Genomic DNA, 15,148 nt, shown 5'->3' with positions numbered 1-15,148 from the left:
GAAACGGGAGGTTATTTATATGAAAAGAATTTTAGTGCTATTGATGTGTGTCTTAATTACCCTTTCAGGATGCACACAAAATTCAAAGGACGTTATCGATCATGCAGATGAAGTGACGCAAACTGAGAAAGCAGACAAAAAAATTGAGGGAGAAATAACGGTCTCTCTTTTGGATGAAATGGAATTTGTAGATATTGCAGCCGAAAAGTTTATGGACAAATACCCTAATACAAATATAAATGTTGAAACATTTAGAGAAACTGAATTTATTGAAACAACTGACGGTGCCGTTATGAGCGTTGCGCCAACTGAGGAGTTTTCAACTGAAAGCTATCTGCAGCAATTAAATACAAAGATAATGTCGGGAAAAGCTGCTGATGTTATTTTTACCAATCCATTGCCTATGATAAAATATCGTGAGATGGGTGTGTTTGAAGATCTAACCGATTACATAGATGAAAAGGGTATAGATGAGGAAAATTATTTTATGAATATAATCAACTTGGGGAAAAGCGAAAAAGGACAATTTGAAATGCCTTTAAGCGTATATTTCGATATTATTTCATTCGATAATGAATTGGTCGATGATTCAGGGATAAAACCCAATGAGAACTTGAAGTCAATCTCATATTCAGATGCGTTAAAGATAGCAATAGATTTAGTTGACAATACCAATAGGGACAACACCTACCTTTCAATAGGAAGAGCCTATGAAGTAGCATATCAATTAGTAGAGGAAAATCTTGAAGACTTTATAGATTTCGATAAAAAGAAATCATATTTTGATAAAAAGGAATTTATAGACATTTTAGAATATGCAAAGAAGCTGGATCAAGAAGGATATTTTGATAAGGGTACCATCGATTTCTACAATATGGAGTATCATTTTGCCTATGATATAGATTTTCCAAGTCAAGCCGCTGCATTTACCCTATATGATGATAGCATAAGTTATCAATCCATGCCTATTTGCAATAAAAATGGGAAGGTAATGGCGAGAATGGGTAGTGCTTTTGGAATCAACAGTCAGTCTGAAAACAAGGATTTAGCATGGGAATTCATTTATTTTCTTATGAGTGAAGAGGTACAAAGCATGCCTTCATTTTATACTACGGGTATAAATAAGGGTTCCTTTGATGCTTCTGCAGGACGATATGCGGAAATGATGAATTCCGATGAATTTTCCTTTGAAATATCGGATTACAAAAATCTTTTAAGAACTTGGTATGAACAGGTAGAGGTAAATAGATTTGCAGACTACAATTTAAGCAATATTATATATGAAGAAATGTATAATTATTTTGAAGATGTGTGCACAGCCGAAGAGGCAAGTAAAAATATACAAGATAGAGTAGATAAGTATTTTAATGAATAATAATAATTTGGAAAGCGTGAGGAAATTGCGTAAGAATAAGACGGCGTATTTGATGCTTTCTGCAAGTCTATTGGGATTTTTGTTTTTTTATATTATTCCCTATTTTATTTCTATGTTCTATGCTTTCGTAGACAATCCTTTGAGCAAAAGTTTTGTCGGATTAATTAATTACAGGGATTTATTCAACAATAAATATTTTTTAAGAGGGCTCAAAAATACAATTATTTTTATGTGCATATCAATTCCTTTAAATATGATAATTTCTCTTGGACTAGCTATGATTTGCAATAAAATAAAAGTTTTTAGTAAATATCTCAATTTGGTTTTTTTGATTCCTCTGGCTATTCCTTCTGCAACAACGGCATTTTTTTGGAAGCAGGTTTTTTCTTTGAACGGATTTTTGAACAAATTTTTAGGAATATTCAATTTTGAGGCAGTGGATTGGCTAAACAGTAAGTACAGCATGTACATAATGGTGTTCATTTTTCTATGGAAGAATATCGGATACAATATGATACTTTTTATTGCAGGGCTAAACAATATTCCAAAGTCCTATTATGAATGTGCCCAGCTTGAAGGAGCAAGCAGATGGCAACAGTTCAGGATTGTAACATTGACCTACCTTGTACCTACATTTTTTTTAGTATTTATCATGACTTTTATAAACTCATTTAAAGTTTTTAAAGAGATTTATATATTAACCGGGGATAACCCACATGAGAATATATACATATTGCAGCATTTTATGAACAATATGTTTATGTCACTTAATTATCCTAAATTGGTTAGTTCAATATCAATTCTAATTACAGTTATAGTTAGTTTGATTATTGTAATGTTTATTTTTGAAGGTAGAGTTTCCAAAAATCTATCTGAATAGGAGTTAAAAGATATGAAAATCAATTCAAAAAAAGCAATAAAGACAGTTTTAATTGTTATTTTTTTCATAGCAACTTTGATTTATATTTCACCTTTGATTATCACTATTTTAAATTCTTTTATGACTGAAAGGGAAATTAATGAAAATTATGCACTGATTAAAACAATCTTTGAACCGGATAAAAAATATATTGATTTTAAACTAATACCGAATCCAGTGAGTTTGGAACAATATAAAAAATTGTTGATTGAGACGCCTGTCTATCTTAAGTCTTTTTGGAATTCAGTGATAATTACTGTGCCTATTATAATCGGTCAAGTGGTCGTATCTGCATTGGGAGCATATGGCTTTACTGTGCTTGAATTTAAATTTAAGAGAGTGTTGTTTTTTATGTATATTGTTGTAATGCTGCTTCCGCTGCAGGTTACTCTATTACCTAACTATATTGTAGCTGAATTTTTGCACATAAAGGAGAGCTATTTGGCAATCATTCTCCCTGCTATTTTCAACCCTTTAGGCGTTTTTTTACTTTACCAGCATATGAAGCTTGTGCCAAAATCCTATTTGGAAGCAGCACAAATAGATGGAGCAAATCATCTTGAGACATTTTTCTATGTAGTTTTACCGAATGTTACAGGGGGTATAGCTTCTCTAGCAATTCTTACATTTATTGAATATTGGAATTTAATAGATCAAGGGATAATATTTATCACAGATAGAAGTAAGGAGCCCCTTTCATTATTTTTAGCAGGTATGGGTGAACCACAGTTGGGACTTTCATTCGCGGCATCTACCTTTTATGCAACCCCTATTCTAATAGTATTTTTTTATTGTCATGATTATCTTAAAATTGGTATCCAGACATCTGGGCTAAAGGAGTGAAACGTTGTGAATAAATCAAAAAAGCTTACAATGGCGTTGGGTATATTTTTTACCATTGTTTTAATTTTAACATTTTTCTCCAATACAATATATAATTACAATTTGCCTTTAGTTACTATAGCAATGCCCGGTAAAGGGAAATTGGTACATAAAGTAACGGGGAATTCAGAAATTGAATACAAGGATTCTTACAAGGTTTATTCCGATATAGAAGGCAAAATCCATGAGATATATGTTGATGAAAATCAATCTGTAGAAAAAGGTGATGCCATTGTGAAGATCACACCAACAGAATCTGAAGTGGATTTATTAAAGCAAGATATTATAAAAAAGGAGAATGAAATCTCCTTAGCCCAACTAAAATTGGATAGATTATCTGAAGAGGATAAGAAATATACGGACGAAATGGAAAAGCAAAAATCAAAGATGAATGATATTGAAACAAAAGGGGAAGTAAAGCAATATAAAGATAAAATAAAAAACGCCAAGGAAGAATACGAAAAAATAAAAAAACTATATGAAATAGGGGCGGAGCCATATAGTAAGGTCTTAGCCCAAGAAAATTTAATCAAGGAATTGGAAAATGACTATGATATATTTATGGACCAAGAAATGACAACCTCCAGTGAATCTTTATCCAGTCTTCACTTAAATAAAAAAGATACAAAGATATCCATAAAAGAAACAGAGCTTAATATAAATGTATTGAAACTGGAATTGGAATCATTAAACAAAACCATGAATACTTATAAAGACGGTACAATCTATGCTGACCGCAGCGGTATAATCCATTTGTATAATTTGGAATTAAAAAGTACGGTTACTTTGAGTTCTCCTATAGGTGTAATCGGTGTGGTATCAGATGATTATATATGTGAGCTGCGTATTGACAGCAAAGAAAGAGAAAATATAAATCAAAACAGTATAGTCAAGATAAATAGCACAGGTACCAATTCAGGGATTAAAGGTGAAATCTTGTCCATAGATAAAATTGAGGGAAGCGATATGTATGAAGTTAGGATCGGAGTCCTATCTGAACAAGAAATCTATGGGCAATCATGCAATATTACAATTGAAAACAGCAGTGATATATATGATATTCTTGTGGAAAATTCTGCAGTTAGAAAAGATGCAAACGGATATTATATCTTCGTCGTTAAAGAAGAAAAAGACAGTTTAAAGAAAAAATACATTGTAAAGAGGGTAGATGTCACATTATTGGATAGGGATGAAAAATATTCGGCTATAGATGGATTGGAATTTATTGAGCCTGTAGTTGTGAGATCTGAGAAGAATATCTACAACGGAAACAGAGTTAAATATATAGAGAAATAAAGCGTATATGCATTATTGATAAGATATGTTTGGCAGAGATGTAAAAACCTTAAGCTATATAATGTCCATTGTAATGACAATTATCTTCTCAATAATAGTGAATTTCTTCATGTCTAAAAAGTTAAAAAACATTAAGATGGTGGACTCAATGAAAGCAGTTGATTAAATATTAAGGAGAAAGGGCATCAACCATTCTCCTTAATAGGTATAAAATCTTCAAATATAAACAAATCGAAATTGCTTTTATTTCGTTCCAATTCTTCAATAGATTGTATCGTATATGCTATGGTAGGTATTTTATATAAGCAGTGATTTATTTTAAAGGACAGCATATTTTTATACCTATGATTAAAAGCGATAAAATCAGGTTTTGTAATGAAATTAAACAATAAATTTTGCAAAGTAAAATCTAAAACCTTATTAGTTTTTTTAGATCCCTTTTTTACAAATTTTGTAGAAAGCTGCCCCCTCACAATAAGGGGCCTATTTTTTTTGTACCACATAAGAATATAAGGATTGAAGGATTCAACACAATATACGCCATTATAATTATCAAGAATAGGCGCTGTGATTTCACAGAGATTTGAATTGTTGTTGTGTGTTTTAAATTCTATGATTAAAGGGACTTGACCCTTCACCAAATCCAAGACTTCTTTTAAGCTGGGAATGCTTTCTTCCGAATTGGATAAACGCAAATTTTTAAGCTCAGCAAAGGTAAGCTCATCTACTTTTTTATCTAGTCCGCACATTCTTTTCAAAGAAAAATCATGAAAAACTACAGGGATGTCATCCTTAGTTAGTTGTACGTCAAGTTCAATTCCATACCCTTCTTTTACTGCAAGTTCAAATGCCAAAATTGAATTTTCTGGGGCAATATTTCCCTCTTTGTGCAATCCCCTATGGGCATAGTCTCTGTTTTCAAAATGGGAAAAATCTTTGCGATTTATCATCCTTGGCATAATTAAAAAAAGATATAGAATCAATATTCCAAACAAATAAAACATTTACTCATCTCCAAATTTTTGGTTGACTTAAATTAAAATGATACCGCAACTTATAGTTAATTATCAACAGCAAAATGATCCAATGCACTGGATTTTTTAGGAGGTTTTGAGTCTCCGTGCCGTACCATCGACATTGTACATAGAGATAATAAGGAAAAGATTAGAGAATATGGAAACAAAGTCCTATAGGATATATTTTCTAACAGGGCACCTGACAATATTGGGGTTAATACCTGTGCCGCCATGGAAAATGTATAATAAAGTCCGGTATATTTACCGACATCAGAGCTCTTACTCATTTCAACCACCATTGGATAAGAGTTTACATTTATCGCTGCCCAGCCAATTCCTGTAAAAGCAAATACGACATTAATCATTGGTGAATACTCTTTAAATAAAAATCCGAAAAAATATGAAATACTCATTATAATAATTCCCGCCATAATTGTTTTCTTTCTTCCTATGTTAGTGGAAATGATACCTATCGGTATATAGGCGAGAATAGCCGCACCTGTTGCTACCATTAGAGCGTTTGCAAAGCTTCCTCCCTGTAAATTCCAAACCTTAACAGCATATCTTGAGAAAGCAGTTGTTACGGCATTATATGCTACAAACCATAAGAATATGGATGCGAGTATAAAGTATAAGCTCCTTTTAACATCCTTTGGCATTGACATATCTTTATTTGTATTTTTTATATGTTCTTTTTCCGGCGCTATATTATCGTTCGAAATTTCCATCGACAACTTTTTTTCTCTGATTGTAATTAGAAGGATTGTAATAGATATTATCATCAAAGCGGATACAGAGCTAAAAATCTTAGTATAATTTGGATGTGCTGTTTTTGGGATGAGAATACTGATCATTGCCAATGTAATAATAGCTCCAACAGCACCCATAAGATTGATTATCGAATTTGCCTTGCTTCTAAGCTCTTTGGGCGTTAGATCAGGCATCAAAGCAACTGCAGGTGAGCGGTAGGAACTCATTGCAAGCAATACCACACCCAAGGAAATAAAAAATAAGGTGAAATTCTTTGTTTGATCGGCTATGGGTATCAGTGTCATGGATAAGACGGCAATAACAGTTCCTGCCAGTATAAATGGAGTACGTTTTCCAAGCTTGGTATTTACCCTGTCTGAAAGAGAACCAAAGAGCGGAAGTAAAAATAAGGCTAAAACATTATCCACTGCCATTATGGCTCCGGTCAAGGTTTCGCCGATTTCAAAGGTATTTTGTAAGATTAAAGGAATGATATTGTCATATAATTGCCAAAATGCTGATATAGATAGGAAAGCAAGTCCTATAAAAAAAGTACGCTTATAATTAAGTTTCACAGATTAACCCCCTTTATTTCAATTCACAATGCATAATTCACAATTTATAATGTATACCTATACCCACTCAGTGAAATTTCACAAAACCAAAGGTTTTGAAATTTCTACTGTTGGGCACACGGCAGTTCACAATGCATAATTAAAAGATAAAAGATTGCTTGGGTAGAGCCTTTGGGACTAAGGAAAAGAGAACCCTCCGCTTTTAATTGTGAATAGTAGCTATAATTGATTATAGCATTAGAGAAATATATAAACAATGCTTTAATTAAATAGTATATCGGATCTAAAAGAGGGATCCCTAGAAGAGCTCAGCGTGATAGCTTCATCGTCAATTATAATTCATATCACTAATTATACTCATGGTTTGTAAAATACAAAATGGATAGAAGCTTTCCTTCTATCCATTTATTAATGCTATTTGATATTTTTGTTGGCTATTTGTATCAAATCTTCGCCTAGTTCTCTTAATTTCAAATCTGGATTAGCATCTTCAAAGAATTCAATCCAATCCTTTTCGATTGAAGATAATCCGCAAAAAGCCCCGGATAACATACCGGCAATACATGCAATAGTATCTGTATCACCACCAAGATTAGCTCCATAAATTACAGTCTTTCTCGCGTCCCCTTTAGTTGCTAAAAAAATTCCAATAGCAGAAGCCACACTGCTTTGAATTGAACCGTCATTTCCTACTATAGAATCTAATTGCTGAAGCGTTTCCTCCATTGTTACAGTATCAAAGGCGACTTCAATGCTTTTAAATATTTTAGGCAGCAAGTTCAAACCTGAAGCATTTCTAGCTTCTTTATTGCCAATTATATATCCCTTTTTTGCTCCATATATGCAAGCTTCAATAACTGACACAACCGTAGAATCTTGCGTTAATGCCTCGGCAATGCCGCAAGCAATTGCACTTGAGCCTGCAAATGCATGCTGGGTTCCATGCGATGGTTTAGACATAGTGATTGCCATTTCAGTGGCTTTATCCAAATTGCCGGGATTCACTAATCCTGCTGCCGCAACTCTCATTGCAGCCCCGTTTGTTGTTCCGCGGTCATATGTCTTTCCAGTCATACCAACTTGTTCAGGATCTTTTCCGCTAATCAATTCTCCAATTACAAATCTAGTTGTCGCTCCTGCATTTCTTGGATAATACTTGGGATAATTCTTTGACCACGATACTAGAGCCTCTGCAGCATCATTAACTGTAAACTTTCCATTTGATTTTACTACAGCCTTTGCCATTTCATACATTTGAGATGTGTCATCAGTAATTTCTCCGGGTATATTTCCTTGAACGTACAAGCTATCTCCTGGTCCATAAAACTCAGTAATGTAGCCTCCGAATTTTTCTAATATTTCATTTTGACTCAGCGCTTCTGACGGAGCTCCCATTGCATCCCCTATACCAGCTAAATATAGACATCCAAGTATTCTGTCCTTTAAATCGTAATTTTTAATTTTAATCATCCCTTCTGATATAATGCTTAAGACTTAGAATTAAATATTTATCTAACTCCTATTTTTTTTTCTAATTCATTCCAATAAATTGATAATTGTGCCGGATGAAGAAATCCAAACTCTGTAATAATAGCTCGTATATCGCTAGCTGGAGTTAAATCAAAGAACTGGTTAATAACTTCTAATTTCTCCATCTTTTTAAAGTCATCTTTATTGACTAACTCCCATTTGCTTCTTCTTTCTAATTCCACAGCATAACCGAATTGAGTTCTCAAGTCCAACTTATACAATTCGCTGGCTATGAAGACTGGAATTCTGCAAAAACTTGCTAATTTTGCAATTTGTGCAGTTCCCATTTTATTGGCTACGCTCCCATCAGCACTTAGACTATCTGCTCCCATTAATACATAATCCGCTAAATGAAGGAATTCATAAACAGATGCATCTGAAATGAATTTTGTTTCTACATCCAATTCCTGTAAGATATTTACTGCATTTCTTGATTCTCTGAGAGGTCTGGATTCAGTACAAATTACTTTAAATTTTTTCCCTTGTTTTGCAGCTCTAATAAATACCTCCATCAATGTACTGCTATAACTATGCATCAAGATTGTATCATTGTCCTTGATATAAGCTGCCCCAATATCACCCACTTTTTTTACCGAATCAAAAGAATAGCTTATTATACTATCGGCAACTTCGCTAATTATATGAGATATTTCATTCACGGACTTTTCTTTGTTTAGTTCCAGCTCTTTTTCAATAATCAAGCTAGTATTATTTATTGTTGCCATAGTAGGCTTTAAATCATGTAATTTATTCCTAATTACTTTAAAACGGCTTTCAATTTCCGAATAATTGTTAAATTTTTCTTTCTCTACTGCTAGCTTGAAAGCCCAAGCTGCAGCCCTTCCGAAAGGGCTTCCCCCTTTAACATTCATATCTTGAATTTCTTGCAAAACATGATCGGTTGAAATAAACTCAATATCATTAACCTTAATCTCTTCCATAACTAAATCCTTTCATCAATACCCATCGCATAAGTTAAAGCGAATGTAGTTAATCCCCCGACAAGACAACCTAACAATAACCCTTTAAATCCTTGTCCGAAATATACCGGGAATGTGTATATTCCAAATGCTACAGCTGCAGTTGTTCCAGCAAAACTTGCTCCGGTAATTGCACCGCCAATTGCGCCGCCAATACAGACTGCAATAAAGGGTTTCTTATATTTCAAATTAACGCCGTACATAACCGGCTCCACCACACTACCTGATAGGAGAGCCATAATACTTAAAGTAAAAGCATTCTTTTTTATTCCCTTATCCTTAGCTTTAAGAGCTACAGCTAATCCTGCAGTTACTTGGCATATTAACGATGGAGCATGTGTCATTATTACAGTATCTCTTCCTGTTGCCGCTATATTTGGCACAGTTACCATTCCTAAAATTGCTATGTGCATTCCAAAGATAATTAGTATTTGCCATATACCTCCTATAAGTCCTCCTGCCAAAATTGGACTGAACTCATATAATTTAGTAAATATTGAAGCAAATACTTTACCTCCCCAAACTCCAATCGGACCTATGATTGTAATAAGCAAAGGTGTCACTATTAGGGCAGACAGGAATGGTACAAAAATACTTTTCATAAAACTTGGAAGAATATTACGCAACCAATTGTCTATCTTTGCAAGTAAATATGTTCCAAAGATTGCCGGTAAAACTGAGCTTCCATAATAAACGTTAGCTACATTAATACCAAGAAAACTAATAGAAGCGCCATCATTAAATAAGTTTGTAAATCCAGGATATACAAGAATTCCAATGACCATTAAGGTTACACCTGCATTAGCCTTAAAGTACCTTGCCGCTGACCAAGCTATTATAATAGGGAAAAATCCGTACAAAACATCTCCAAACGTTAATAACAGTTGAATAGTTGAATTTGTTTCCGGTACTCCCAATATTATCGCTAACCTAGCTGTTGTCGTGATGAACCCTGATGCCATCATTGCAGGAATAATCGGTGAAATAATACCTGATAGTAATGTAATCAAACGATTAAGAATACCTTGTTTTTCGACGACGGTTTCATCAATATTCTCATTAACACATTCCTTACTAACAATATCATTGTTTTCAATTAAAGATGCTACTTCATCAAAAACCTCATCAACAATTCCACCCAGCACAATTTGCAGTTGATCTCCTATAGCAATAACTTTCATTACCCCGGGAAGTTTTTCTATTTTTTCAATATTGGCTGATTTTTGATCATTCACAGTAAGTCTCAAACGAGTCATGCAATGTGAAATTTCATTGATGTTTACCTCACCTCCAACTTCATTAATTATTTGTTGAGCCAATTCTTTTTTAGACATTTCCACAGTCTAGTTTTCTCCTTTCGAATTATTTAAAATTGGTAAAAGATGCATAGTTATATATGCTACTTCTTGTTCACTCGTGACGATATTGTATTCATTCTTTAAATATGCGCATATCTCTAAAGAAATTGTCCATTCGTCATAAAAGTTTTCCTTAATCATCCCTATAAGCTTGGCATCATCACCTCCATTTTTGATATTCTTATTTGATAGAGCTCTTGTCAACAAATATTTTAAATGTGTTATCAATCTCGAAAAATAGTATGATTCTTGATCAATTTCTAGATGCCTTGAATTAGACAAAAAATCCGTTAAAAAATCCGTTAACTCCTTCAGTATTACAACTACTTTTTTGTTTTGACTCTGACTTAATTCTGACATTGCGTTAACAAAATGAAAGGCAATAAATCCCACTTCGTTTTCATCAAAGGATGTTTCCAATCTGTTGTTGATTTCCCTAACAACCTTGGTAGCAAAATCATACTTCTCTCTTTCAAATGCTTTTATTTCATTAAGCAATGGATTGATTATAACTTCACCCTCTTGATATCTTTTATTTGCAAAGACTATATGATCAAGCAAAGTAAGATATAGAGACTCCTTAAAATCATAATTAAACTCTTTCTCAGCATAGTCCATTATCCATTGAACTAACGCATAATAGGAATAGGGAATATCACGTAATAAGGGTTCAATATATTCATTATTTTTTGTAAAAACTCTTTCAATTAAACTTGGATTAACTTGACCTCCAACATAGCGATTAGGGTCTACTCCAACCGCTTTACCTAAAATAATCGCCTCTTGATGATTTTCATCTATAGAAACAATGGCGTTATTATTTATTGTCTTCAGATAAAAATATTTCATACTTACCCCTCCATAGTTTTTTGAAAGTTTACCCAAAAAATAAGGGCTCGAAAACATTTGTCTTCGAGCCTAGTGTTGCTTTTCACCAACGAACTAACTCTTTAGGTTAAATTTTAGCAAACTAACAATGCAATGTCAATATAAAACTTGCCGTTAGATAGCGTCAAGTTCTGAAGGAATCAAACATGTATAATATTGACCTATGAAAAATATTAAGATGGTCGATTCAATGAGAGGAGTTGATTAAATAATCATTGGTAAAATAAAAAACCACAGCATTTTCAGAGATCCGTGTCACATATGTTTGACTTCTCCAGAAATTTATTAAATTTTATTAAAATAGACTGTTGACATATCACTCATTTATATGTTATCCTTGATTATAAGGAACAAAGAAACATTAGAGTTAATATTATCTGAAATTATTGAGAATAGGTGTGTTACTGATAGCAATCAGGCATAAACCTATGTATGGTTTTATAACCATATATGGATTTATGCCTTTTTTTTATTTCTTTTCTGGGAGACATTGATGTTAATGAGATATTTATATAAAAAAATAAAGGATACCTCAAAGACTATGAGAAGTTTTGTTATTAAATGTAATTAGTATAGAATACTTGAAACAATAATAGATTGTAAATTTATTATATAATTGGGGGCATACAAGTGGCGGTTAATATGAATGAATTGGCATCTATAATTATAGAAAAGGTTGGTGGTATTGAGAACATCTCGTTTGTAACACATTGTGTTACGAGATTACGTTTTATATTGGTAGACAAAGAAAAAGCAGATACGATGTATTTAAAAAAGTTAGATGGGGTTTTAGGTGTTGTGTATGGATCTGGTCAATATCAAATTGTACTTGGAGCAAATGTATTGCCTATATTTAACATTATCGAAAAAGAATATGACATTAATACAGGTGACAATGATAACAATAATTATATAGGAAAGGTTGAATCTGTTGAATCTAATGAAAAAGCAAAAAAAAGATTAGTTTATTATATAGAAAAGATTACCCGCTTTTTATCATCTTCATTAACACCGTTTATTACTGTATTGTATGGAGTGGGTATGTTAAAAATAGTTTTAAGCCTTTTATCCTATTTTTGGCCAAGTTTATCTAATAATTCTACTTACATAATGTTTAATCTTTTTTCAGAAACACCTTTTTATTTTATGCCAATTCTAATAGCCTATGGGTCAGCTAAAACGTTGAAATCTAACCCCATATTTGCTATCACGGTTTCTGCAATGTTGTTGTATCCAAATTTGACATCATTGCTGGAGAAGAGTGGGACAATGACATTTTTTGGATTGCCTGTTTTATCAGCATCATATTCTAATACCCTTTTACCCGCAATAATGTCAACTATATTACTAGCAAAATTAGAAAAGTATTTTTATAAAATAATTCCTCCGGCTTTATGCACAATTCTTGCTCCCCTATGTATATTAACGGTTGCTCTACCTATAGTTTTGGTGGTATTAGCACCAATTGGTATTATCATTGGCAATAATGTGGTTAATATATTTGTCTGGATTTCCAATATTACTGGAGGGATATCTATAGGATTGCTGGCAGCAGTTTGGCCGTTTATTTTAATGGGTGGTATGAATATGTTGTTTGTTGCTCCTATGACTGAATTTTTGGCATCTAATGGTTATGATAATCTTTTTAGACCGGCATGGATACTACATAATATTGCTGAGGGAGGTGCATGTATTGGTGTAGCTCTAAAGACAAAGAATAAGAAATTCAGGTCAGATGCAATTGCTGCAGCAGTTAGTGCTATTGTATCGGGTGTTTCTGAGCCTGCGTTATATGGAATCAATTTGAGATTAAAGAGACCCTTGATTGCAGTGATGATTGGGGGGTTGGCAGGGGGTAGTATTGCTGGTTTTCTTGGTGCTCGTGCTTATGCATTAGTGTACTCTAGCATTTTATCTATCCCAGTTTTTGAAGACACGATTATTGCAATAATCTATGCTATAGTAGCATCCTTCTTTGTGTCATTTATAATTGCCTTTATTTTAGGGTTTGATGATATAGAAGAAGGGCTGAATAAAATTAATGAAGGGAATGATATTTAGTATGAAAAACAATAATTATGAGGTAAGAAAGAATTTTCCGAAAAATTTTTACTGGGGTGGAGCAGTTGCTGCCAATCAATGTGAAGGTGCTTATCTTGAAGATGGAAAGCAAATGTCCACAGCTGATATTAAGGCAAGAGGTTTTTTTGGCGGAATTAAAAGGGATGCTGAATATTATCCAACACATAAGGCTATTGACTTTTATCATTCCTACGTGGAAGATTTAAAATTGTTAGGAGATGCTGGATTCAATATATTCAGAACATCAATTAATTGGACAAGAATATATCCAACAGGCGAAGAAGATATGCCTAATGAAAGTGGGTTAAAATTTTATGATAATATGTTCAAAGAATGTATAAAAAATGGAATGACGGTGATGGTTACAATATCACACTATGAAACACCACTTGCTTTAGTAGAGAAATATGGTGGATGGTATAACCGTAAGTATATCGATTTTTATATGAAGTTTGTAAAAACAATAGTAGAAAGATATAAGGGAATTGTAAGCTATTGGCTACCATTTAATGAAATTGGCAATGTTGCAGTAACACCGATCTGTTGGGATGCAGCAGCTATCCATCCGGATTCTGAAAACTTACTACAAAAAATGTACCAAGCAGCACATAATCAATTTGTTGCTAGTGCTTTAGCTACAAAGCTAATTCGTGAAACTGATCCTAACGCATTAGTAGGTGGAATGATAGCATATAAAACAGTTTATCCGCATACTTGTAATCCAGTTGATGTAGTTGCATGTGAAAACGAAAAAAGAAAGGAATATTTCTTCTCGGATGTTCAGGTTAGGGGGTATTATCCATCCTATATTTGGAAGTTTTTTAACGATAATAATATAACCATTGAAATGGAACGGGGAGATGAGGAGATCATAAGGTGTCATACACTCGATTTTATCTCTTTTAGTTATTATCGTTCAAGGGTTGCTTCAAGTGAATATGTAGAGCCTGGAGAAATTGATATGAATACTATAGAAGGTATATCTAATCCATATTTACCAAAAACAAATTGGGGATGGTCTATAGATCCAGATGGGTTAATGTTAGCACTTATGGACCTATATGATCGATATCAAAAACCTTTATTTGTTTCCGAGAATGGGCTTGGAACTATAGATAAAGTAGAGGCTGACGGAAGCATAAACGACGATTACCGAATTGAATACATGAAATTGCACATTCAAGCAATGAAACGAGCAGTTGAACAAGGGGTTGATTTATTCGGGTATACTATGTGGGGACCTATTGATATTGTCAGTAATGGAACCGGACAGATGTCCAAGAGGTATGGGATTATTTATGTTGATTTGGATGATGATGGAAATGGAACTGGCAAGCGTATTAAGAAAAAATCTTATGATTGGTATAGGAAGGTAATCCAATCAAACGGCGATAACTTGGACTAAGCTAAATATAGACACATATTTCAAAAAATTATTAGAAACAATGCTACAAATCCTTGGCACATGTTTTGGTTGTCTATGCTTTAATCGTAATA

The 15,148-nt window shown here is 33.3% G+C and carries 12 protein-coding genes; 6 read left to right on the top strand and 6 right to left on the bottom strand.

Features of this window, described 5'->3' with window-relative positions:
• Positions 1 to 19: 19 nt before the first annotated feature.
• From H8707_RS12765 to H8707_RS12750, 4 genes are read left to right on the top strand one after another with little or no spacing between them, the layout of a single operon-like run.
• Positions 20 to 1,375 (top strand): ABC transporter substrate-binding protein, encoded by a 1,356-nt coding sequence (locus H8707_RS12765; protein WP_262430529.1) that lies wholly within the window; start codon positions 20 to 22, stop codon positions 1,373 to 1,375.
• Positions 1,368 to 2,255 (top strand): carbohydrate ABC transporter permease, encoded by an 888-nt coding sequence (locus H8707_RS12760; RefSeq protein WP_262430528.1) that lies wholly within the window; start codon positions 1,368 to 1,370, stop codon positions 2,253 to 2,255. Before H8707_RS12765 ends, H8707_RS12760 begins: the two co-directional genes overlap by 8 nt.
• 12 nt (positions 2,256 to 2,267) lie before the next feature.
• A complete protein-coding gene (locus H8707_RS12755; protein WP_262430527.1) occupies positions 2,268 to 3,137 on the top strand; it encodes a carbohydrate ABC transporter permease in 870 nt (289 codons plus the stop codon).
• 6 nt (positions 3,138 to 3,143) lie between these two features.
• Positions 3,144 to 4,472 (top strand): efflux RND transporter periplasmic adaptor subunit, encoded by a 1,329-nt coding sequence (locus H8707_RS12750; RefSeq protein ID WP_262430526.1) that lies wholly within the window; start codon positions 3,144 to 3,146, stop codon positions 4,470 to 4,472.
• Between the two features lie 185 nt (positions 4,473 to 4,657).
• On the opposite strand, the gene H8707_RS12745 is transcribed toward H8707_RS12750, so the two are convergent.
• The 6 genes from H8707_RS12745 to H8707_RS12720 all read right to left on the bottom strand — a co-directional run bounded on the left by H8707_RS12745 (position 4,658) and on the right by H8707_RS12720 (position 11,530).
• Positions 4,658 to 5,476: a glycerophosphodiester phosphodiesterase family protein gene (locus tag H8707_RS12745; RefSeq protein WP_262430525.1), complete on the bottom strand. Its 819-nt coding sequence runs from the start codon at positions 5,474 to 5,476 to the stop codon at positions 4,658 to 4,660.
• A gap of 56 nt (positions 5,477 to 5,532) precedes the next feature.
• Positions 5,533 to 6,813 (bottom strand): MFS transporter, encoded by a 1,281-nt coding sequence (locus H8707_RS12740; protein ID WP_262430524.1) that lies wholly within the window; start codon positions 6,811 to 6,813, stop codon positions 5,533 to 5,535.
• 414 nt (positions 6,814 to 7,227) lie between these two features.
• Positions 7,228 to 8,283: an ADP-ribosylglycohydrolase family protein gene (locus tag H8707_RS12735; protein ID WP_262430523.1), complete on the bottom strand. Its 1,056-nt coding sequence runs from the start codon at positions 8,281 to 8,283 to the stop codon at positions 7,228 to 7,230.
• A gap of 38 nt (positions 8,284 to 8,321) precedes the next feature.
• Positions 8,322 to 9,284 (bottom strand): translation initiation factor eIF-2B, encoded by a 963-nt coding sequence (locus H8707_RS12730; RefSeq protein WP_262430522.1) that lies wholly within the window; start codon positions 9,282 to 9,284, stop codon positions 8,322 to 8,324.
• Positions 9,285 to 9,286: 2 nt separating this feature from the next.
• Entirely contained in the window at positions 9,287 to 10,657 is a 1,371-nt protein-coding gene (locus H8707_RS12725; protein WP_262430647.1) for a PTS transporter subunit EIIC, read from the bottom strand.
• A gap of 9 nt (positions 10,658 to 10,666) precedes the next feature.
• Positions 10,667 to 11,530: a PRD domain-containing protein gene (locus H8707_RS12720; RefSeq protein ID WP_262430521.1), complete on the bottom strand. Its 864-nt coding sequence runs from the start codon at positions 11,528 to 11,530 to the stop codon at positions 10,667 to 10,669.
• A gap of 669 nt (positions 11,531 to 12,199) precedes the next feature.
• On the opposite strand from H8707_RS12720, the gene H8707_RS12715 reads away from it, so the two are divergent.
• Positions 12,200 to 13,630: a PTS transporter subunit EIIC gene (locus H8707_RS12715; protein ID WP_262430520.1), complete on the top strand. Its 1,431-nt coding sequence runs from the start codon at positions 12,200 to 12,202 to the stop codon at positions 13,628 to 13,630.
• On the top strand, positions 13,611 to 15,056 hold the full coding sequence (locus H8707_RS12710; RefSeq protein WP_316699682.1) for a glycoside hydrolase family 1 protein: 1,446 nt from the start codon (positions 13,611 to 13,613) through the stop codon (positions 15,054 to 15,056). Before H8707_RS12715 ends, H8707_RS12710 begins: the two co-directional genes overlap by 20 nt.
• The last annotated feature ends 92 nt before the right edge of the window (positions 15,057 to 15,148 follow it).

It is taken from the genome of Paratissierella segnis, assembly GCF_014385195.1.
GTDB lineage: Bacteria > Bacillota > Clostridia > Tissierellales > Tissierellaceae > Paratissierella > Paratissierella segnis.
Note: the sequence above shows the minus strand (reverse complement) of the source record. Positions and strands in the feature narration are given on the sequence as shown.